The 21,829-nt window shown below is 53.3% G+C and carries 18 protein-coding genes and 2 tRNA genes; 17 read left to right on the top strand and 3 right to left on the bottom strand.

What is annotated here, in order from left to right; translation table 11 throughout:
• Nucleotides 1–26 precede the first annotated feature (26 nt).
• The 9 genes from A9753_RS07625 to A9753_RS07585 all read left to right on the top strand — a co-directional run bounded on the left by A9753_RS07625 (nucleotide 27) and on the right by A9753_RS07585 (nucleotide 11,065).
• A complete protein-coding gene (locus tag A9753_RS07625) occupies nucleotides 27–881 on the top strand; it encodes a carbohydrate ABC transporter permease (protein ID WP_067782775.1) in 855 nt (284 codons plus the stop codon).
• On the top strand, nucleotides 881–1,762 hold the full coding sequence (locus tag A9753_RS07620; RefSeq protein WP_067782772.1) for a carbohydrate ABC transporter permease: 882 nt from the start codon (nucleotides 881–883) through the stop codon (nucleotides 1,760–1,762). The genes A9753_RS07625 and A9753_RS07620 overlap by 1 nt, the downstream gene beginning before the upstream one ends.
• Nucleotides 1,763–1,770: 8 nt before the next feature.
• Nucleotides 1,771–3,297 carry an arylsulfatase gene (locus A9753_RS07615; RefSeq protein ID WP_067782769.1) on the top strand — a complete coding sequence of 509 codons (1,527 nt, stop codon included), beginning with the start codon at nucleotides 1,771–1,773 and terminating at the stop codon, nucleotides 3,295–3,297.
• Between the two features lie 337 nt (nucleotides 3,298–3,634).
• Nucleotides 3,635–3,943: a 50S ribosomal protein L21 gene (gene rplU / locus A9753_RS07610; protein WP_067782765.1), complete on the top strand. Its 309-nt coding sequence runs from the start codon at nucleotides 3,635–3,637 to the stop codon at nucleotides 3,941–3,943.
• 67 nt (nucleotides 3,944–4,010) lie between these two features.
• Entirely contained in the window at nucleotides 4,011–4,268 is a 258-nt protein-coding gene (gene rpmA / locus A9753_RS07605; protein ID WP_067782762.1) for a 50S ribosomal protein L27, read from the top strand.
• Nucleotides 4,269–4,368: 100 nt separating this feature from the next.
• Nucleotides 4,369–5,916 (top strand): GTPase ObgE, encoded by a 1,548-nt coding sequence (obgE, locus tag A9753_RS07600; protein WP_067782760.1) that lies wholly within the window; start codon nucleotides 4,369–4,371, stop codon nucleotides 5,914–5,916.
• Nucleotides 5,917–6,071: 155 nt separating this feature from the next.
• Nucleotides 6,072–9,506, top strand: coding sequence for a glycoside hydrolase family 2 TIM barrel-domain containing protein (locus A9753_RS07595; RefSeq protein ID WP_176702766.1), 3,435 nt, complete (start codon nucleotides 6,072–6,074; stop codon nucleotides 9,504–9,506).
• A complete protein-coding gene (locus tag A9753_RS07590) occupies nucleotides 9,503–10,204 on the top strand; it encodes a DUF998 domain-containing protein (RefSeq protein ID WP_067782754.1) in 702 nt (233 codons plus the stop codon). Before A9753_RS07595 ends, A9753_RS07590 begins: the two co-directional genes overlap by 4 nt.
• 51 nt (nucleotides 10,205–10,255) lie before the next feature.
• Nucleotides 10,256–11,065 carry a hypothetical protein gene (locus tag A9753_RS07585; RefSeq protein WP_067782751.1) on the top strand — a complete coding sequence of 270 codons (810 nt, stop codon included), beginning with the start codon at nucleotides 10,256–10,258 and terminating at the stop codon, nucleotides 11,063–11,065.
• Between the two features lie 14 nt (nucleotides 11,066–11,079).
• Here A9753_RS07585 and gnpA read toward each other — a convergent pair whose 3' ends face one another.
• A complete protein-coding gene (gene gnpA, locus A9753_RS07580) occupies nucleotides 11,080–13,296 on the bottom strand; it encodes a 1,3-beta-galactosyl-N-acetylhexosamine phosphorylase (RefSeq protein WP_083090406.1) in 2,217 nt (738 codons plus the stop codon).
• Nucleotides 13,297–13,529: 233 nt separating this feature from the next.
• Nucleotides 13,530–14,315: a DeoR/GlpR family DNA-binding transcription regulator gene (locus A9753_RS07575; protein ID WP_067782748.1), complete on the bottom strand. Its 786-nt coding sequence runs from the start codon at nucleotides 14,313–14,315 to the stop codon at nucleotides 13,530–13,532.
• A gap of 379 nt (nucleotides 14,316–14,694) precedes the next feature.
• On the opposite strand from A9753_RS07575, the gene A9753_RS07570 reads away from it, so the two are divergent.
• From A9753_RS07570 to A9753_RS07535, 8 genes are all read left to right on the top strand, one after another.
• A complete protein-coding gene (locus tag A9753_RS07570) occupies nucleotides 14,695–15,681 on the top strand; it encodes an ROK family protein (protein ID WP_067782745.1) in 987 nt (328 codons plus the stop codon).
• A gap of 98 nt (nucleotides 15,682–15,779) precedes the next feature.
• Entirely contained in the window at nucleotides 15,780–16,625 is an 846-nt protein-coding gene (locus A9753_RS07565; protein ID WP_067782743.1) for a class II fructose-bisphosphate aldolase, read from the top strand.
• Nucleotides 16,622–17,308, top strand: a complete 687-nt coding sequence (gene nadD / locus A9753_RS07560; RefSeq protein ID WP_281180972.1) for a nicotinate-nucleotide adenylyltransferase — start codon at nucleotides 16,622–16,624, stop codon at nucleotides 17,306–17,308. Before A9753_RS07565 ends, nadD begins: the two co-directional genes overlap by 4 nt.
• A 28-nt stretch (nucleotides 17,309–17,336) precedes the next feature.
• Nucleotides 17,337–18,665 (top strand): hypothetical protein, encoded by a 1,329-nt coding sequence (locus A9753_RS07555; RefSeq protein ID WP_425394254.1) that lies wholly within the window; start codon nucleotides 17,337–17,339, stop codon nucleotides 18,663–18,665.
• On the top strand, nucleotides 18,662–19,039 hold the full coding sequence (rsfS, locus tag A9753_RS07550; RefSeq protein WP_067782737.1) for a ribosome silencing factor: 378 nt from the start codon (nucleotides 18,662–18,664) through the stop codon (nucleotides 19,037–19,039). The genes A9753_RS07555 and rsfS overlap by 4 nt, the downstream gene beginning before the upstream one ends.
• 160 nt (nucleotides 19,040–19,199) lie before the next feature.
• The gene (locus A9753_RS07545) at nucleotides 19,200–19,817 is read left to right on the top strand and encodes a histidine phosphatase family protein (protein ID WP_067782734.1); all 618 of its coding nucleotides are present in this window, start codon (nucleotides 19,200–19,202) and stop codon (nucleotides 19,815–19,817) included.
• Nucleotides 19,818–19,902: 85 nt separating this feature from the next.
• Nucleotides 19,903–19,975 (top strand) — tRNA-Ala (locus A9753_RS07540).
• Nucleotides 19,976–20,024: 49 nt separating this feature from the next.
• Nucleotides 20,025–20,100, top strand: a tRNA-Ala gene (locus A9753_RS07535).
• 204 nt (nucleotides 20,101–20,304) lie between these two features.
• Here the strand turns inward: A9753_RS07535 and A9753_RS07530 are convergent.
• On the bottom strand, nucleotides 20,305–20,997 hold the full coding sequence (locus A9753_RS07530; RefSeq protein WP_067782731.1) for a hypothetical protein: 693 nt from the start codon (nucleotides 20,995–20,997) through the stop codon (nucleotides 20,305–20,307).
• Nucleotides 20,998–21,829: the final 832 nt, after the last annotated feature.

Here is a 21,829-nt window from a genome sequence, read left to right as displayed (position 1 = left end):
TGCCCCATGTGGGCGGGAAAGGAAGAATGGCTAAACGCCAACGGCGTACCGCCTACCTCTTCCTTAGCCCCGCCATTGTCTATTTCGGCCTGTTCTTTTTCTGGCCGATCGTTGAAGAATTCCGCCTGTCCTTTACGCGAGGATTTCGCAAGTTACGTCCAGTTGGCGTTCAGAACTATGTGGATATCCTTCATGATCCGGCGGTGCGTCACTCATTTCTCATCACCTTGGTCTACGCCGCGGTAGTTCTGTTGCTATCGACCATCGTTGGCTTGCTGCTCGCGTTGATCCTTAATCAGAACTTCCGCGGCCGGACCGTGGCTCGCACGATGATTCTTACGCCATACATGACCAGTATCGCGATTGTTGGTCTGATGTGGCGTAACATCCTCGACCCCACCACTGGTGTACTCAATACCGTGTTGACAGGACTGGGATTGCCAGGACAGCACTGGCTTACTACAGCGCCCTTAGCGACGCTCATCGGTATCACTGTGTGGCAAGAGGCTGGGTACATCATGTTGCTCTTCCTGGCAGGTCTTCAAGGGCTTGACCAGCAGGTGTATGAAGCTGCACGCATCGACGGTGCCAGCGTATGGCGCCGGTTCTGGACCATCACTCTTCCCCTTCTTGCCCCAACGACACTTTTCGTGGTTCTCGTGGGCATGATCGGTACACTTCAACAATTTGGTTTGCCCTACTTGGTGACAGGTGGTGGCCCTGGAGATGCCACAAGTTTGTATGTCTACCAGGTCTATCGTGAAACCTTCTCTTCTGGAGAACTTGGATATGCCTCAGCGATGAGTTTCTGCTTCTTGGTAGTCATCCTTGCACTGTCACTTTTGCAGATTCGTGCCGGAAAGAAGAAGGAGGCTTTGTGATGAACGTATCGAAGAAAAAACTTGTTCAACCTGAACGAAAGAATCGGTCCCTTAGCCAAGAAGAACTCTTTCCCGGTGCACGTATCGTGAGTTTAGTGCTGGTGTGGATTGCAGCGGTTATCGCCGTACTCCCTCTGGTGTATATGGTGTCGCTTGCTTTCCAATCGGATCAGGAGGCTGTTGGTGGACAGGCAGTGATCTTTCCTGCTACTTGGCAGTGGGAGAATATCGGTCGTCTTTTCGACGCTGCCCCATTCGGTCGTTTCTTCCTCAACTCTGTGGTGGTGGCAGGTCTTATTACTCTGTCGCACTTAACGTTTGCACCCCTCGTTGCTTACGCATTCGCGAAGTTCGAGTTCCCGGGACGAAACTTTTTCTTCATCCTGATTCTATCTACCATGATGATCCCGTTTTTCGTCCGTATGATCCCGCTCTATGTGATGTTTAGCCGGATTGGTTGGCTCAATACTTATCAAGGTCTAGTAACCCCGTTCTTGATGAGTGCTTTTTCTATCTTCTTGATGAGACAGTTCATTTCGGGGGTGCCTGATTCGTTAATTGAGGCGGCCCGTGTTGATGGGGCAAGCGAATTGCGTATTTATCGCTCTATTGTCTTACCTCAGACGAAGCCTGCATTGACCGTCCTTGGTCTTTTCACTTTCGTTTTTCAGATGAATGAGTTCCTCTGGCCATTGATTGTGACTCAATCGATGAACATGCGTACCATCACTATTGGTCTGTCGCTATTCAAGAGTGAGAGTTTTACATTGTGGAACCTCACGGCGATGGGGTCATTGATGCTGTTCATCCCGGTGTGTCTCTTGTTCGTGGTGACCCAGAAGCACATCGTTCAGGGTATTGCCATGACTGGTATTAAGTAGGAGTAAGAATGCCTTTACCAGAACGGGATGGTGCCTGGGTGGCTTTACCTCCCAATGCACATCGCACCGATGAACGTCCGAATGTCATTTTGATTTGTGTCGATCAATGGCGTGGCGACTGTTTGTCCATTCTTGATCACCCGGATGTCCAAACACCATATCTCGATCAATTGGCTGGATGTGGAGCCATAGCCACTCAGGCTTATTCGGCTACTCCCACATGCGTTCCTGCTCGCATGGCACTAATGACTGGTTTAACTCAAGAAACTCACCGACGTGTGGGGTATCAAGATGGAGTTACTTTCGATGTGCCACTTCAAGAGACACTTCCGGGAGCATTCCGAGAGGCTGGATACCAAACTCAAGCAATCGGCAAGATGCACTATTGGCCCGAACGCGTTCGTATCGGATTCGATGATGTTCTTCTCCATGACGGATATCTGCATCATTCTCGCGGACGTACTCGTGATGCTGCGTGGTTTGACGATTACTTAGTGTGGTTGCGCCAGCAAGAGGGCACATCAGCTGTTGAGGACTACATCGACAATGGCATTGGGTGTAACTCTGTTGTTGCTCGTCCCTGGGATAAAGCAGAGTCCCTGCATCCGACGAACTGGGTAATTTCTCAGGCGGAGCGGTGGCTGTATCGTCGGGACCCCACGGTTCCTTTCTTCCTCTATCTTTCTTTCCATCGGCCTCATGCGCCCTATGATCCTCCTCAATGGGCATACGACCGTTATTCCACGAAGGAATTGCGTGAACCACCTGTGGGTGATTGGGAAGAAGAAGTGTTAGCTGGCCTGGAGCGAGATTGGGATCCTACCAGCCATGTCGCTCATTATCGTCCGCGAGATGTCCACCAGGCGCTTGCTGGATACTACGGCCATATGACGCACATTGATGCACAAATCTCTCGTTTGATGCAGGTGCTTGGGGAATTCGGTCAGGCAGAAAACACCTACGTGGCGTTTGTTTCCGATCATGGAGACATGATGGGGGACCACAATTTGTGGCGAAAGGGATATCCCTATGAAGGGAGTGCTCACGTCCCACTTCTTATTGCTGGTCCTGACGTTGTGCCAGGGACTCGCATTGATGAGATTGTTGAATTACGAGATGTGATGCCAACTTTGCTTGGACTAGCAGGAGTAGAGATTCCTGATGCCGTTCAAGGGCGTGACTTTTCTTCACTACTTCGAGGTCAAGGATCACGTCCATGGCGAAAATACCTCCATGGTGAGCATCATCTGTTCGGCCAATCTATTCAGTGGATCCGGGCTGACAACCTCATGTACGTGTGGTGGTCAGGAAGTGGACGGGAACAACTTTTCGATTTGAATCGTGATCCTCAGCAGTTACATGACTGCATTGATGATAAGGAGTACCAAGATCAACATCAATGTATGCGCTCCTATCTCATCGAATCCCTCACCCAACGTCCTGAAGGATTTGTCCGAGGGGGAGACCTTGTAGTTGGCGCACAGTGCTCCTGCGTCAGCGAGCAGGCAACATCTCCTCATGACAATGCACGTTAGGTTTCGAGTGAGAGTGATTTAAAAGGAGGGTAGTTCGCAAATGAGCGAACTACCCTCCTTTTTCACCGTTTTTCTTTTGTCTGTTCTATCGGACAGAGCGTGTCTGGTGTTCATCCGATAAACTATTTTGTGACTCATGTGATTCATGAGGTCTAGGTGCTTGCAGGTCGTGCCCAAGACCACACTTAAACGGCGTGCCTGAGATTGGCTAGAGGGTGTCAATTGACGTAAAGTAGGCCGTCGGTGCTTAGAGCACCATTGCCCGAAATCGCCTCCGCGTTTCACCCTAAGGGTTTTCGCGAGTGGTGAATAAAGTTTCTACAGAGATGAGCACAACGTGGTCTACGCGATCGTCAAGGCCGGCGGCCGTCAGGAGAAGGTCTCCGTCGGCGACGTCGTCGTCGTCGACAAACTCGCCGGTGAAATCGGCGAGAAGGTCTCCCTTTCACCCCTCATGGTGGTTGATGGGGATAAGGTGACCACCGCCGCTGCCGACCTTGCTAAGTCCTCCGTCACCGCTGAAATCCTCAGTGAGGTCAAGGGCCCCAAGATCAACATCCTCAAGTTCAAGAACAAGACCGGCTTCCGCAAGCGCCAGGGTCACCGTGCGCAGCTGACTGCCGTCAAGGTCACCGACATTAAGTGACCGTGGAAGTAACCTTTGCGGTTACATCCTGAGAACGCTTTCCCCGACGACAGAAAGAAGCCCCATCATGGCACATAAGAAGGGTCTTGGTTCCTCCCGCAACGGTCGTGACTCGAACGCACAGCGCCTCGGCGTTAAGCGTTTTGGCGGCCAGTTCGTGAAGGCTGGCGAAATCATCGTCCGCCAGCGCGGAACACACTTCCACCCCGGTCTTAACGTTGGCCGTGGTAACGATGACACCCTCTTCGCAACCGCAGCCGGCAATGTCGAGTTCGGTACCCGTCGCGGCCGTAAGGTTGTTAACGTGGTTCTCGAGCAGGCCTGAACCTCATACTTGTTGCGTTTTACGCTCGCAGGGGCGGACGGCACATGCCGTCCGCCCCTGAACGCGTTAATCTGAAGTTCCAATCATAGAAAGTCACTCCATGCCCAGCTTTGTTGATCGAGTAGTTTTGCATGTCGCCGGTGGCGATGGCGGTCACGGCTGCGCCTCCATCCACCGTGAAAAGTTCCGTCCCTTGGCTGGACCTGACGGTGGAGATGGTGGCCACGGCGGTGACGTGATTGTGCGTGTCGATCCATCAGTGACAACGCTTTTGTCCTACCACCGCAAGCCTCACCGTCAAGCAGGTAACGGTACTCCCGGTATGGGTGACTGGCGCCGTGGCGTGAACGGTGATGACCTCATCCTTGGCGTGCCCGATGGCACTACCGTCAAGGACGCTGAGGGCAACATCCTCGCTGACCTTGTTGGCGAAGGGGCTGAATTCGTGGTGGCCCAGGGTGGTACCGGTGGTCGAGGAAATTTCTCTCTTGCCTCCTCTAAGCGCCGTGCCCCGGGCTTCGCACTTCTCGGTGAACCAGGCGAAGTTCGTGATGTGACTTTGGAACTTAAGTCCATCGCTGATGTTGCTCTCGTGGGCTACCCAAGCGCTGGCAAGTCCAGTCTTATTGCTGCGCTCAGCGCGGCACGCCCCAAGATTGCTGATTACCCCTTTACTACCCTGGTACCTAACCTTGGTGTGGTTGAAGCAGGATCTATTCGTTACACCATCGCTGACGTGCCTGGTCTGATTCCTGGTGCTAGTGATGGTAAGGGCCTTGGTTTGGAGTTTTTGCGTCATATTGAGCGCTGCTCTGTGATTGCTCACGTCATTGATTGCGCCGCCTTAGAAACGGATCGTGATCCGCTTAGCGATCTGGATACGATCGAAAATGAACTCCGGGCCTACGCTGATGCTCTTGGTCAAGGTGATGATGAATCCGTTACCGGGCGTATTCCGCTTATGGATCGTCCTCGAGTGGTTATTCTCAATAAGGTCGACGTACCTGACGCTCAAGACATGGCTGAATTCGTCATGGACGATGTTAAGGCTCGCGGCTTGACCTGCTTTGCTGTTTCAGCGGTGGCACATACAGGTTTGCGTGAACTGTCTTTCCATTTAGCATCTATGGTGGATCAGGCCCGCAAGAATGCGCCCGAACTTGAACCTGCACGTCCGGTTATTCGCCCCGCAGCAGTTGGACGTCGCAAAAACGATCCTGTCGCAACCGTGAATTTGGTATCCCATCCTACCGAGGGCAAGGTTTACCAGATCCGTGGTGACAAACCTGAACGCTGGGTTCGTCAGACTGACTTCACCAATAATGAGGCAGTCGGCTACCTGGCAGATCGACTTGCTGCAGGCGGTGTGGAAGACCTCCTCGTTCAAGCGGGCGCACATGCTGGTGATCCTGTCCTTATTGGTGAACGTGAAGGTGGCGTACTTTTCACCTGGGAACCCACTATGATGACTGGTCCTGAACTGCTCGGTGCTCGTGGTACGGATATCCGTGTGGAAGAAAATACTCGACGCACCAATAAACAGCGTCGCGTGGACTATCACAACCTTATGGACGCTAAGGAAGCAGCCCGTCAGGAACTGCGAGCTGAAGGTGAAGAAGGTATCTGGACGGATCCTGACGAGGATTGATCTTCCCCACGGAGTTATTCTGCATCTTCACGATGGTGTAGATAGCGTTACTGGCCGGAAATGTCTTGAGGAAATTCTCTGTCTTTCTATGGGGCCTTTATAGATTCAAGTGATTTATAGGTCATTACTGTGGTCTAGCCCCTATGCTTGTGGGCATGGAGTTTTACGATGATCGTCCCTGGGCCCTGCCGACTTTTCCTACGCCAGGCCTAGGCCGCCGCAAGGCCCCTGTTGCCACCTGGGAATCTAATACGCCTGTCATTGACCTGTCAGGCACATGGCGATTCCTGCTGCATGAGTCGGCAACCCCCGAGGGATACGATGAGAATGGTGAACTCCTCCCACCGTCACTGGCTGACCCTCACCTTGATGATTCCCTATGGGAAACCATTGAAGTTCCCTCGCACTGGGTCCTTACTGGAGACGGCGAGCGTGGTCTTCCTTGGTACACGAACGTCCAATACCCCATTCCAGTGGATCCACCCTTCGTCCCTGATCTCAACCCCACCGCCGATTACCGGCGTACTTTCACCGTTCCTGAATCGTGGAACCTTGACCTGCCCACCACGCTTCGTTTTCATGGTGTGGAGTCTTTTGCAGCAGTCTGGGTTAATGGCACCTGGGTAGCCTCCACGCAAGGTTCACGACTCATGCAGGACGTGGACGTTAGCGGACTAATCCATCACGGCGAAAACTGTATTGCTGTGCGCGTGAGTCAATGGAGCCCTGGCACCTATTGTGAAGACCAAGACCAGTGGTGGCTGCCTGGTATCTTCCGCACAATCGAACTGCGTGGAGGCATTGTTCACCCCATCCATGACGTGTGGGTTCGCTCAGACTATGATCCCGCTACTGCCACCGGCAGCCTCGATATTGAACTTCACGCATCCGAACAGGCTTACCCCGTCACTATTGGCGTGAGTGACTGTCATGGTAAGAGCCTGTGCGAGTACACCGTGAAGAAGCCTGGTCCTATCACTATTGACGTGGGAGATGTCAGCCCATGGAGCGCTGAGTCACCGACGCTGTATACGGTCACACTTCTCAGCGCACTGTGCCCCGAAGGCAACACTACCCACGAGGTGAGCGTGCGAACCGGCTTTACCCGTATCGAAATCATCGACGGACAAGTTCGCGCTAATGGCCACAAACTATTCTTGCGTGGAGTGAACCGCCATGAAGTCCATCGCGATCACGGACGCGTCTTTGACGCTGAATGGGTTCGTCAGGACCTCATGCTTATGAAAGCCATGAACGTCAATGCCATCCGTACCTCTCACTATCCACCTCATCCCGGTGTGCTGGATCTATGCGATGAACTTGGCTTCTGGGTCATGGATGAGTGCGATTACGAAACCCATGGCTTTGAACTCGTCGGTTGGCAAGGAAACCCCAGTGAAGACCCTCAGTGGCGTGAAGTTCTCCTGGACCGCATGCGCCGCACTGTGGAACGCGATAAGAACCACCCCTCAATCTTCTCTTGGTCACTAGGGAACGAGTCATTCACGGGTTCCAACCTGGCAGCGATGGCACAGTGGGCTAAACAACGTGACCCGGGCCGCATCGTCCATTATGAGCGCGATTATGCCGGCTCCTACACACAAATTCACTCGCGCATGTATCCGACCCTGGAAGAAGTCGATAGCGTCCTTGATGGCTATGACTATTCCACCCCTGATTCTAGCGCTGGTACGCAAGGCCCTATCGGTCATGGAGACCATCCCAGTGGCCACATCGCCCCCGGACAGGCGGCTCACGCTCGCACTTTGCCTTATCTTCTTGTTGAATACGCTCATGCGATGGGCACAGGCCCCGGGGGAGTAGAGGAGTACGTTCAACGGTTCAACCATCCCCGTCACTTGGGTGGATTCGTGTGGGAGTGGCGCGATCATGCGCTTGTTGATCCTCGCCCCGATCAGAACGGAGCGCTGCGTTACGGCGGCGACTTTGGTGAAAGTGTCCATGACGGCAACTTTGTATGTGATGGTTTGGTGGATGCCTACTGCTACCCTCGCAGTGGTGCTACTGCTTGGGCTAATGCCGTTGCTCCCGTGAGTGCTACGCCGTATCTCGATGAAGACAATCAACTGCGCCTACACGTGGTGAACCATTTTCAGCACGCAGGAACAGAAAACCTCAGCCTACTGTGGCAGTTGCTTGATGAAGAAGGGTCCATCATCTCCACCGGTCGTACGGGACTTCCTCCGATGCAATGGGATAGTGAGGAGCACCTGTCCCTAGGTGAATTACCCCCTGCGGAGAACCTGCCTACTTGTTGTTCGTTAACCACGTGCTCATCACCAGTTATTCATGCCGACGGCGAGACATGGGCTGATGACCATCCCCTTAGTGATCCTGACTCACCTGTTGACTTTATCGAATCCTTGGCCAAGGCACTCAAGAATGACAAGCCTGCGTATCTGCATATTGCTGTGCTCGATCACGTCCATCCAGGAATCTGTCCTTCTGCTGATCCCGCCTGTATTGACCCGTCCACTGGCGCACATATTTTGCCTACTGTGGGACGCCAGTACGGTGATGCTCGTGTGATGAGTGTGCGCGAGATGGTGATTCCCGCCAAGGGGCCTTCACACGGTACTTATGCACCCAGCGTGGCCAGTAAAGCCGAATACACCGCAGAAGGAACCCTCCAACTTGGCCCGGTGACGCTCGATCGGCAAGGACGTTTTCTCACTCTGGATGGCGCATCGTGGAAAGGACCAGAAGTCTGTATTTGGCGTGCTCCCACTGATAATGACAATGGTCATAATGCCCTGGATTATCGTGAGACGGCGCCGACACGAGCAAATGTGGGCGGTGGCCGTGGCTATGGGGGTCCTTCCAGTGCTGAGGGCTGGCGTGATGAACGTTTTCACCTGCTGCAAACTCGCCATCTTTCTACCGATATTGAGGGCGATGGCTCGCTTGTCATGCGTCACCGCTGCGGCGCACCGTCACGAGGCTGGGCGATGGATATGACTACCCGTTGGGCGATGACTGCTGATGGCTTGAGGATGCGTGTGGAATTGGAACCGAATACAGCCATGACCCGTGTGCTTCCCCGTATTGGCGTGCGGATGGGCCTGCCAGAAGGTCCATGGCACACCTATTGGAATGGCCTGGGGCCGATGCTGTCCTACCCCGATATGAAAGGTGGCAGTTTCCATGGAACGTTCTCCGCGCCGTCACACAAGATGTGGGAGCGCACAGTCACTCCACAGGAGGCTGGAACGCGTATGGACACCCAGGCTATCTATATGCGCCGCGTGCCAGGGACCCACCCGCTATTTACCGCAGAAGGTAAGATCCCGACCGTCGTAGCCATTCGTAGCGATCGTCATCATGAACTAGCATTCAGTGTGTGCCCGTGGGATGTCGCTGAGGTCAGCGAGGCAGGTCATATAGAGGAACTGCCTGAATCTGACCGTTTGTGGCTGCATTTGGATGCGGTGGTACACGGTATTGGTTCACATTCGTGTGGTCCGGATGTTCGCCCTGAATATCAGGCCTCCACTCGTACGGCAACCATTGACGTGACGATCAGTACGACGGCGATGAAACTTGCTGTTGTGGGAGGAGACAAGGAGTGAGCCGATGGCCTATACGTGTCGCAGGCACGTTCTTAGTAGTTGCCATCATCCTCTATTCCACGTGGGTCCTCGCCCCGTTACTTGGTAGCAGGCTTGACCCGTTTGACTCCTATGTCTCCGAACTTGCCGCTCATGGTGAACCCACCGCCTTGGTGGCTCGCATCGGTGACACGTTGTGCGCACTGGCGTTAATTGTGGTGGGTGCCCTGGGACTGCGACGTGGACGCAAAGCAAACCTCACCGGGCGTGAAGCCACCTTCAAGGGAACTGCACGCTTGGGCTATTGGATGCTGTGGGGCGGACTTGTTGTGGTTGGTCTTGTCACTCTAATCGACATTGGCATGCCAATGGACTGTGCCGTCTCCTTACCCGCCTGCCGTGCCCATCTTGACGCAGTGGGGCCCACTTACATTCATCAGATTCACGAAGTCTCGAGCGTGAGTATCTGGGTATTGTGGCTGGTGGCCCAGTGCGGGGGCTTGCTTCTTACTCGGACGTATTTGGGTAAGCGACGTTATCCCGTTATTGCCAAGATCGCCCTGCCCCTTACGGTCTTGTGCGCCCTTTATGGGCCTATTGCTTGGTGGGCGGATGCTACGTTCACGGTACCAGGGCTGTGGCAGCGAATCTATCTCTTTTTTCTTGTGGTCTGGTGCGCCGGACTCGCAGCCGATCTAGTGCGAGCCCGGAGATTTTGAGCCTCTGTAGTATTCTCTAGTAATCATCTAGTTTTGTTGAAGAGGCGACCCATGGTGGAAAATCCTAGTCTTCCTGATATTTGTATGTTTTGGTATGAGGGTGTTCTTTCGAGATTTGAAAAACTAAGTATTCAATCTTACTTGAAAAACGGCCATCAAGTAAAACTGTTTCATTATGGTGAGGTAATTGGTGTCCCCGATGGTGCTGAACTTATTGATGCAAATAGTGTCGTTCCGCATGAGAAATTTTTTGTTTGGGAGTGGGGAAATATTCGGTCAATTTCACCATTTACTGATTTATTTCGTTACGAAGCATTTGAAAAATATCCAGGAATTATTTGGGCTGATACGGACACTATTTGCATTAAGCCACTTGCATTTAATGAAAATGATTGGGTTATCGCTTGGCAATCTGAAAATAGTTTGAATGGTGCGATTCTACGAATCCCTCTTAATTCTGAACCGTATAAACACTTACGGCGGGGGGCATTGTCGGTAAATCGCTTCATGCCATGGGATTCTTTTAATCGGAAAATTCGTAAAATTCAGCGAATTTTACGTGGAAATTCCAACAGTAGGACCTATTGGGGGGAATATGGTCCAGAAGGTTTGACTGATGCAGTGAAATATTTTAACCTCACTGATAACGTTCTTCCTTCTGAAGTCCTCTACCCTTTGAGGAGTGTTGATTGGGCACTATTGTTCGACCCTGGATATGGGCAGCAATTTTTTGAAGATCATCCTGAATCGTTAACTATTCATATGTATAATGAGTTGATTTCTCGTGCAGGGACAATATCAAAGAATGATATTTTTGACGAGAATTCACTTTTTGAAATTCTTTGGAAGAAATACATGTGAGATTTATGATCTGTTCAGTTTTCAGGCGTGATCCACTCGATGGTCATGGGGGGCATTTCTAGGTCCCAGCTCTGACCACGGCCGGAGACCGTGGTGGTGATGGTTTCCATGGAGTTGTTGGTGACCAAGATACGGCCTACGTTTGGATACCAGGCAACCTCGGTGGCCGGGTGGCTGGACCACCAGGGCAAGGAGTCGCTTCCTTCGGAGTCTGCTGGCTTTCCAGCGGCCCACATGATGGCGCGCTGCAGGGTGCGGGAGTTGACGAAGGAGTAGGGCAGGCCGGAGAAGTACACGGCGCGGCCCTTGCCGTAGGAGTTTGCGGCGACCTGGACGGTGCCGTTGGCGTAGGAGAGGACCTGGACGTTCTTTCCTACGGCCACTACGTCACCGCCGGCGCCTTCACCGTCATCAAACTGGTTGCCGCCCCAGTTGACTACGTCAGTCATGATGGGGTGAGCAGGGTGAACGGATACATAACGGTCGGTGGATAGGGACAGGTGAAGTTCACGATCCACACCCAGCACGTCACGCAGGGCAAAGAAGCGGCCCTGGTCGATGCTGGTGGAGGTGGCGGTGGGTTCGCCCACGCCAATGAAGCCACCACCTTCAGCCACGAACTGGCGGATTGCGGTGGTCAGGCGCTCGTCATCCCAGGCATGTGCGCCGGAGTAGGCGGTGCCTGCGGAGCCTGCGTTGATGAGGACGTTGATGTCCTCATCGATGCCATTATTGATCACGTCATCGAAACTGAGGAACTTGACCTTGAAAGGCAGACCGGCGAGGGATTCGAGCACACCCACGTAGGAGTAGCAGGCCTTGTACCACAGGGCGTGAGCTACCATGTGGGTCTGCCAGGAGCGGATCTTGCCCCAGGAGTTGATGATGCCCACGGTGAAGGAGGCGTTGGCCGGATCCTCAGAGTTGGTCAGTTCGTGAATATCGCGGAATTCCTGGCAGATATCCGTGATGCGCTCAATGAACTCAGGGAACTCTAGAGCCAGGGACACGTAGCCGCCGTAGCCCATGCGGTCGATGGGGTGGCGCACAATGGCGCGGCGGGAGGTGAGCCAGGAGTCGTTGGCCTGTCCCACAGGGTCTCCACCCTCGTGGTTGAACACGTCGGGGAAGAAGTAGGGGAGGAATCGGACCTCGGTGAAGTCCACGCCGTCGATATCGGCGATGAGGCGTGTGGTGGCCGCAGAACCGGCAGACCCCACCACGCCGTCGAGACCAATGGAAGCGAAGTAGGGACCGTAGGGTTCGGTGCCAATCCAGTTATCGCCCAGGAACATGACCGAGCGGCGGCCAGCCTGATGAGTAATCTCTACTAGGCCGCGGGCTTTTTCGGCCACGAAACGTGATTGGAAATCGATCCACCTGCGGAAATTATCACTGGGGACGCGGAAGGGGGAGTTGTAGTAGCCACCATCTACGAAGTCCTCAGCGCGCAGGGCGATGCCGGTTTCTTGTTCAAAGGAGTCGATGGCTTCGGGGCTGACTGAGGCGGAGTAACCGAACCAGTCCACAAACTTTTCTTTGCCCTGCTCATTGAAGACGAGAGTGAAATGGTAGAAGAAGGTCGTAAAGCGCACCACGTCCACTTCGGGATGCTTGGTGAGCCATTGAGCGAGGGCTTCCTTGGTATGTTCCCACACCTTGTTTTTGCGCACGTCGTAGGGGCGTTCTTTGACGCGTGTGGGGTCGGTGTACCAGTTGTTGGTGATGTAGTTGTACATCTGGGTTGAATCCCAGAGTTGGTCTGCCAGGAAGGAGACCGTGTATTCGTGGAAGGGCGTGGGGGAGTCAATAGTGACTAGTCCGTTGGAGGCGTTCAGACTCCATCCGCTGGTGGGCACTATTTCGCCGGTGGTGCGGTTGATGACCTCCCAGAAGCGTTCGTGACGTTCGGGGTGGATGGCGAATTGTTCACGGAAGTAGCCGTCAAGTACGTCGATGACTAAAGGGGTGTCACTCATGGCGGTATGGGGCTGACTCATGAGGTACTGGTTGACAAGCGTGTCTGGATTGGCCAGTGCCCATTCTTGGTCTCCGCGGGCAGGGAAGTAGGTGGAGTAGACCGTATCCACGAGTTCGCTGGCAATGGCGGGTAGCCAGGTGCCGTCGGAGTTGCGTACGGCGTCCGCTCCGAGTGCTTCGGCGAGCTGGCGGATGGCATCGTCGATGCCTTCTTGAATGGGCATGGTGACTCGACCAGTGGTACGCGGCACGGTGACTTCCTTTTCCTATGCGGCGGGCGGGGCAGCACTGTAGTGCTGCGTGATTAACGATATAAGGCGAAGCAGGGAGTGTGCTGAACTCGTCTGCTTCAGTCAGTAGTGCTGTTCTTGGATCATGGTGATTGCCGACCTTGACCTATGGGGATTTTTGTAATGTTCCTGGCGTGACGAGGTGAACGCCAGTGGTGTCAAAGCCAGTGAAACGGGTGACGTGACTGAGGTGTTTAGACGACGGTGACTTCAAGTCCTGATTCACGCAGCATGTCGAGTGATTCCTTTGAAGCGCCTGAGTCGGTGATGATGCGGTCGATGCTGGGCAGTGGGCAGATCATGGCAAATGCGGACTCGCCTAGTTTGGAACTGTCGCATACCACCACAACTTTGCGGGCGGCGTTGACCAGGGCAGCGTTGACTTTGGCTTCGCCATCGTGGGCGGCAAAGGCGCCGCGTTCGTTAAGCGCGTCTACGCCTAAGAAAAGCACATCGATACTGATGGAGGGGAGGATGAGTTCGGTGAGTGGACCGGTGAGTTCGTAGGAGCGTGCTCGGGCTACGCCGCCTGTGACGACGACGCGCACGCGCTGACGCACGGTGAGTTCGTTGGCGATGTTGACGGCGTTGGTAACTACCGTGATGGGCTCGTCAGATTCTGCCAGGGCGGTCTGTGAGGGCAACATGGCGATTTCTCGGGCGACTTCGGTGGTGGTGGTTCCACCGTTGAGGCCAACAGTGTCGCCGCTGTGAACCATGGCTGCAGCGGCGTGAGCGATGCGGGTTTTTTCATCCGACATCTTTGAAGCTCGGTAGCGCAGGGGGAGTTGAGCAGAGGTGGGATTGGCGCTGGCGCCACCTCGGGTACGGGTGAGTAACTGTTGGTCGGCGAGGAAATCGAGATCTCGCCGCGCGGTGGCAGCGGAGATGCCGAGGCGGTCAATGATGTCATCGATATGGACGCTGCCTTCTTCGACAATTATGCCCAGAATGGCTGACAAGCGGTCATGTCGCGTCATTGAGTGGCCCCTTTGTGTGGTCCGTGAATGGTGGGTGAGCTAGTGATTACGCGGTGGAACATGTCGGTCCAAGTAGTGCAGTTGGGGCGGTAGTTTTTGTGTGGATAGTTTCCGCTTGGCTGGTTGTGGTTTTCGGTCCAGTTCAGAGGTTCTTTCGCGTATAGAAACTCATAGTAGCGGTCATGGTGGCCGCTGTCACGAACTTTCCGTGGTAGAGATTGCAAATTTGTGTGAGAAATTGTGAGGATTGACTTGGTGAGTGTGAGATACAAATTGACGTAATTGGCCAATAAAACATCACTTTTAGTCAAAAAGACTGTGATTCGCTCTCTCCCTTGAGTATCCTTAGCACTACACCGCAACTGCAAGGGGTTATCCAATGACGCAAGCCGCCGAGCTCTCATCGACCGCACCAACTCACAGCATCGGAATTGACGTAGGTGGAACCACCATTAAGTACGTCATCGCTGATTCCTCTGGCCAGATGGTCCTGAGTGAAACCTGTCCCACACCTAAGGGGGCTGATGAACTCGTGGCAGTCGTGGCTAACCTGGTGGCCTCCCTGCGCCAGCGTGTAACCGACGGCGAATTGGCGCCTATCTGCACCATCGAGACTCTCGCTCCGGTTGTGGGAGTAGACGTGCCCGGAATTGTGGATGATCACAAAGGCATGGCCGTCCTTAGCGTGAATCTGGAATGGAAAAACTACCCCATGGCTCAGCGCCTCGAAGAAGCTCTCGATGGTCCCGTGGTGTTTGGTCACGACGTGCGCTGTGGTGCTTGGGCAGAAAACCGTTGGGGGGCTGGAGGTGACAACACCTTCTATCTTGCCCTGGGCACTGGTATCGGTGCAGGCCTTCTTCTTGATGGTCACCCCCGTGTAGGGGGCGGTTGGGCTGGCGAAATCGGTCAGATCATCGTTCCTGATCCGGACCGCCCTGGTCAGACCACTGTTCTTGAACGTGTTACCAGTGCAGGTGGCTTGGCTCAGCGTCTTGCTTTCTATAAGAGTGAGGATGAGAAGGATCAGGTCATTGCTGCTGGAGCGCTTGGCGTGGAGTTGGCGATGAAGGATGGTGACAAGGACGCAACGTACGTCTGGAACTCTGCCATCGAGGCACTGGCTGAAGCCATGGCTCATGCCGTATGCGCACTGGGTCCTCTGGACATTGTGATCGGTGGCGGCCTAGCGAAGGCTGGTGACGTTTTCGTGGTGCCACTGCGAGAGGAAATCGCAAAACGCCTGACTCTGGCTCCTGTCCCAGACGTGCTCGCTGCAGCATTGGGCTCATGGTCTCAAGCGTTGGGGAGTGCTGGACGCGCTCTGGAAGCTTGCGGGGTGCCTTGCGGTCAGCGTGCTAACTGACCTACTAGGCTGGATAGGTAGAGGGCAACTCCGCCCATCCTCATTGTCATCCCACCGCTACCCGCGGTGCGGAACCACTAATTTGAGAGGAATTCTCTATGCTCGCCGATATTCGTACCCTGGCTAAGGAAGCCGCTGATCACGGTGTGGGCCTAGGGGCATTTAACGTTGTTCTCCTTGATCACGCTGAAGCATTCGTCAAAGGTGCTGAGCGAGCAGGAAAGCCTATTATTCTTCAGATTAGCCAGAACGCTGTGAAATATCATGGTGCGCTCGAACCCATCACAGTGGCCACCTTGGCTCTGGCCCGTGCCGCAAAGGTGCCCGCTGTGGTACACCTGGATCACGCTGAGGACGTTGATCTGTGCAAGGCTGCCGTGGAACTGGGTGTTACTTCCATTATGTATGACGGCTCAAAACTCCCTGATGACGAAAACCGAGCAACCACTGCCGACATTACTCGCTGGTGTCACGAACGTGGCGTGAGTGTGGAAGCTGAACTTGGCGAAGTGGGCGGCAAGAACGGCGTGCATGATCCTTCCGCACGCACCAACCCTGAGGATGCTGCGAAGTTCGTTGAGGATACGGATGTGGACCTCTTGGCCGTGGCTGTGGGGTCCTCCCATGCGATGACTACCCGTGGTGCAGTTCTCGATACTGAACTCATCACTCAGATCCACCAGGCTGTTCCCGTTCCTCTTGTTCTTCATGGCTCTTCTGGTGTGAGCGATGAAGGCATGCGTGAAGCGATTAAGGCTGGCATGACAAAGATCAACGTCTCCACGCACCTCAACGTGGTGTTTACCGGCGAAGTGCGTCGCATCTTAGAAGAGAACCCTTCTATGGTGGATCCCCGTAAGTATGTGGGCCCAGGCTCTGAAGTCATTGGTGGAGAAGTTGAGCGCCTGCTGCGCTGGTACGCCGGCGAGGGCAGCGCCGAGTGACTGGGGAACACACTCAACGTCGCCTGCGCATTGGAGTGATGGGTGGCACCTTCGACCCTATTCATCATGGCCACTTGGTTGCCGCTAGTGAAGTTCAGCAAGCCTTTGATCTTGATGAAGTAATTTTCGTACCTACGTGGGCGCAGCCTTTTAAGAAGGATCGTCCGGTGAGTGCGGCGGAGCACCGTTATTTGATGACGGTGATCGCCACGGCGTCTAATCCTCGATTTACTGTGTCTCGTGTGGATATTGATCGTGGGGGAGTGACCTACACGATTGATACTCTTACGGACTTGACTCGTGAGTATCCGGGTGCGGAACTGTACTTCATTACCGGTGCGGATGCGTTGGCTCAGATTTTGACGTGGAAGGATTCCGAGAAACTTTTCACTATGGCGCATATGGTGGGTGTGACTCGTCCTGGCCATGTGATGAACACTGAGGGGATGCCAAAAGACGGGGTTTCTCTTCTTGAGGTTCCCGCCATGGCAATCTCATCGACGGATTGCCGTGAGCGCGTGTCTCGGGGTGATGCGGTGTGGTATCTGGTTCCTGATGGCGTTGTGCAGTACATTCGCAAATACGGTTTGTATCGCCAGATTACGAATCCGCGGAACATCACGTCGATGACTGCACGTGTGGCGGATGGGCAGAACCTGTTAGAGGAGGATGACGGTGAGTGAATCACAGGCAGGCGGCGCAGCGCCGCGCATGACTCGACGCGCCCAGCGTGAAGCTGAGCGTGCTGCTGAGCGCGAGGCGTTTTTGACCGGCCAGCAGCCGCTGCTGACTCGCCGTGAAATGAAGCGTCTGCGTGATGAGGCCCAGGCTCTGCGTGACGCGGTGGAACGTGGCGAGATTACGCTTGAGCAGGCTCAAGCGTTGCAGAATCCTTTGGCTCCTCTTCCTGATGTGGCTACGGTGGTGGCTGGTCATGGTGTGCATTCTGCGGCCACGGGCGTGGGCGATATGGAACCTATTGCTGTTCCAGTCAAGGGCATGAGTGCGGCGTCTGCTGATTCTGCTGCCTCCGCTGTTTCTGCGCCGTCTGTTTTTTCTGCTGACGCCGCCCAGGGGCCGTCTATTTTCTCCTCACCTGAGACTGGTGCTCAGGGAGCGGATGCTTCTATCCAGGAAGCCGCTGAGGATGTTGCTGCGTTGAGTGGTGAAACTCCCCAGACTCCCGATCAGCCTGACGACGAGGCTAGTCTCGATGAGACTGTGGTAGTTGAGAGTGTGGAGTCTGTTGAGGTGAGCGCTGAGGGGGCCGGTTCGTCTGAGTCTGCGCAGCCTGCGGATAATGAGGATCTGGAGTTGGAAGCCACTGCTCCACATGTTGCTATTGACGATTCGACTCCGGAACCTGAGGTGAAAGGTGAGGACGGAGAGGCTGCACCTCCGCGTCGCCGTTCCTTGCGTGATCGTTTTGCTGAGTCCACTCGTCCGGCACCTGCTCTGACGAGTTTGACCTATTCGGATGAGTTGCAGGTTGCCGCCGAGGCTGTTGGTGAGCAGGCTGCTCAGGAAATGGGAGATCCTGAGGAGGATCGGGATCCTATTCCTCCGGTTCGCCGCCCTGTGGTCCGTATCCCTACTGCCGCTCATGGTGTGCGTACCGTGGAGTCCACGGGGGAACTGAGCAGGGTCCAGGTAGTGGGGGAGGATTTCACCGGTGTAGAAACTCCTCAGTGGAAGGCTGTACGTCCTGAGAATTCACCGGTGGTCCCTGTTCCGGCACCTGGTTTGAGTCCGGCGGTGGCGTCTGCGGCGTCGTCTCCTGTTCAGGCAGTGAGTACGCCGACTGCGTCTACTCCGGAAGAACATAGTGAAGTGGACGATTCTGATGTGACGCATGCACCCATTGAATCGTCAACTTTGCGTACCGTTTTGATTCTCTTTGGCATTATTGTGGTGGGACTACTCCTTGGGGCACTGCTGTGGATCTTTGTGATTCAGCCTGATCACAGTGCCCTGGCGGATGTTCTGCCGCACATCATGGCTTGTGGTGAATCGGCCCGATCAACGTTAGGACTCTTGTGAGCGCAACCGAGCACTCCATTAATCTCGCTCGCGCAGCAGCTCAGGCTGGTGCGGATAAGAAAGCAGAAAGCATCATTGGCCTGGACGTATCTGAACGCCTGGCTCTAACTGACGTGTTCCTCCTTCTGTCCGGTGACAATGAGCGTCACGTACGCTCCATTGTTGACGCCGTGGAGGAAGCCCTTCATAAGGCTGGCGCTAAGCGCAAGCAGCGCGAAGGCTTCACTGAGGGCCACTGGGTTCTCCTGGACTACAGCGACATCATTGTCCACGTCCAGCAGGAAGAGGACCGCGAATTCTATGCTCTGGAGCGTTTGTGGAAGGACTGCCCGGAGATTGACTTGGAGATTACCGAGTCCATCGAATCTGAATGATTGCATCGCTCCCTCACTGCCTTGGGTGGTGGGGGAGTTGTGTATATCCCCTCTGATGCCGGACACTCGCCAGTCGCTGTTGTTCCGCTTTTCAGCAGGCTCAGGAAACGATGAATGGGCACCGATGAGCCCTCGGGGACGTTGACGCAAGGACAGGACGATGAAGACCCTCTATGTATGGCGCCACGGCCAGACTGATTACAACATTGAGCGCCGCCTGCAGGGCTGCTGCGATACCCCATTGAATGACAATGGGAAGTTCCAGGCTGACAAGGCTGCGCAGGTTCTGGCTGAGCGCGGCGTGACCCATGTGATTTCTTCACCTTTGGCCCGCGCCGTTGACACGGCGCAGGCCTTGGCCTCCCTGGTGGGCGTAGAGGTTCAGGTACTCGACGGCCTGATTGAGCGCTCCTACGGTCAGTGGGAGGGGCTGACGGCAGCGCAGATCGAGGCTGACGCTCCTGAGCAGTATGCCCAGTGGCGCCAGACGGGGGAGTGTCCTGAGGTGGGCATTGAACTTTGTGGCGAGACGGGCAGGCGTGTGGCCGCGTGCTTGCAGGAGTTTATGGATGGCGTGGATGAGGATGCGGTGGTTGTGGCCGTGAGTCACGGCAGCGCGATCAACGCTGGGATCACGCAGTTTCTTGGGCTGGATGCGCAGGTGTGGCATGGGTTGAAGGGCCTGAATAATGCGCATGTGGGCCATATTCGCCAGGCTCGCAAGGCGCCTGGGTGGTATGTGGAATCGTGGAACGAGAATGTGGGGTCTGTGTCCTAGGGCACGCGGGGCTGATTTGCTCTTGAGGGGGGAAATTCCTTAAGATTATCGGCGTCGCCTTTCTACGGGGTGGCACCCAACAAACGGGGCTATGGCGCAGTTGGTAGCGCGCTTCCATGGCATGGAAGAGGTCAGGGGTTCGAATCCCCTTAGCTCCACGAGATGATTCCACTCGTGGTTTCATCCCCCTCACCGCAATGGTGAATCGGGGCTATGGCGCAGTTGGTAGCGCGCTTCCATGGCATGGAAGAGGTCAGGGGTTCGAATCCCCTTAGCTCCACCAAAGGGATGCTGGCTTGGAAATAATCCGAGCCACTTTTTATACCCAATGGAGGAGATCAGAGGTTCGAATCCCCCTAACTCCACCGTAAGAATGCGTTCAGCAGTGTTAATTTTCGCTTTTTTAAAAACTTATATTTCAAATTACTGTGAACGCTTGAAGCGAATCTGGAATCCACTCGTTCCTAGTTAATCTGATGTGGTAAATCTAGATTTGCTTGATCAACTGATTCACTTCATTTTTGAACTGGTCCTTCGAATATCCCTTTCGTGCATAATGGCTTATTTTGTAAACCGATGCTCCAGGAAACTTATCTAAAAGTTTATCTTCAATACCTGAAGGAAATTGGCCGAACAGCACGAAAATTGGGTCGGTTTTTACTCCAATAATATTTCGTAACTCAAAACTTAATCCGTTAATTGAGTGATCGATAAGTTTGTTGGTGATGCTTTCGCTAATATCATTAAGACGCTTGCTGGGAATTCCCATTGCAAGATATGAACTATCTTCTAATGGAAACTTAAAAAGATCTGTCATGTAGGCTCCTTCAAGACAGGTATTTTTCAGTGTTGGGTAAAGAGCCTTTTTTGCATATTTCCCACCGTATTGGTTTTCAAGATCACAATTGTTTTTGTAGTGTTCAAGAATTGCATGGGGTTCATTTTTGTCAATTACTCTTTGGATATCTTCATTGACGCCGAAATTCTTACCTAAGAAAACGATATCGGCATGGAGAATTTCATTAAGGTTTTTATCGAGAAATTCTTCTTCTGAGTCGGCTCGAATACAGTCAGGGACCTTGCACGTATCAGAATTCCAATAAGCAAAACTTCCAACATGGCCAAAACGCTCACGTAAAATTTTGTAATGTTCCCAGTCAACGGGATTTTGATGGCGCATTTCAGTCCTCTTTCTCTTCTTGAGTGCGTATCAATTTAAGTGGGAGCAGGCCTGAGTTCTTTATCTTGTTGCCCTCCATGGCCTGCGCCTGTGACGAGGGAAATGTTACCTCGCTCACAGTCTATGCTCAACTCTACTAGTTTTCGTGGAGTTGGAGGTAGTAGTTGTGTGTGAGAAGGAGTGACACTTTCAGTGTCACATGCTCGGATCGCTACACTCATTATACTTTCGTTCTATCTTTTGTAACAAAAAATTTGTTGATTCAGTTAATAATAGCGTCATAAGTAGTGCGTAGTGACTGTATTTATACCTCTCCACACTATCGTTTTCGTAAATCTTGCGATCTTAACTTTCAGATAATAAATGTAGATTCTTATTTGCTAATTCTTCGAATTTGAGTCGAATTATTCTGTTTTATAAAGTGATTAAAGATTTTTCTATTAGGTGGCTTAATATATTTTAGATAAAGAGGAAGGGGGGGGGTGCTTACCTTATTATGTTTTGGGCGGCAAATGGTTGCGGCATTTTGAGTGGGTGTGAAATAAATATAGTTTTTTCGAACTTTGAGTTGATCTATTCTTTTGGCATTCAATTGTTAAATAGAATAGTACTGAATTTATTTTTTCCTATCTTTTCGTTCCTTTATTAAATTGAAACTTTCGTTCCTGGTAACTATAGATTATTTTTCTTGAGGGGAAATATTGGTTCTCGTCACATGAATTAGGGTGGCAATTTATCGTTTATTTATAAGTGGATTTACGTTGTTGTCTCGCTGCGGATTATTTTTCTATACTCCGTCATTGTAGTAGTGGTTTTGTTTTCCTTTTCTTAG

It is taken from the genome of Actinomyces vulturis (assembly GCF_001687305.1).
Classification (GTDB): domain Bacteria; phylum Actinomycetota; class Actinomycetes; order Actinomycetales; family Actinomycetaceae; genus Actinomyces; species Actinomyces vulturis.
This window is presented reverse-complemented; position numbering and strand designations above follow the sequence as displayed.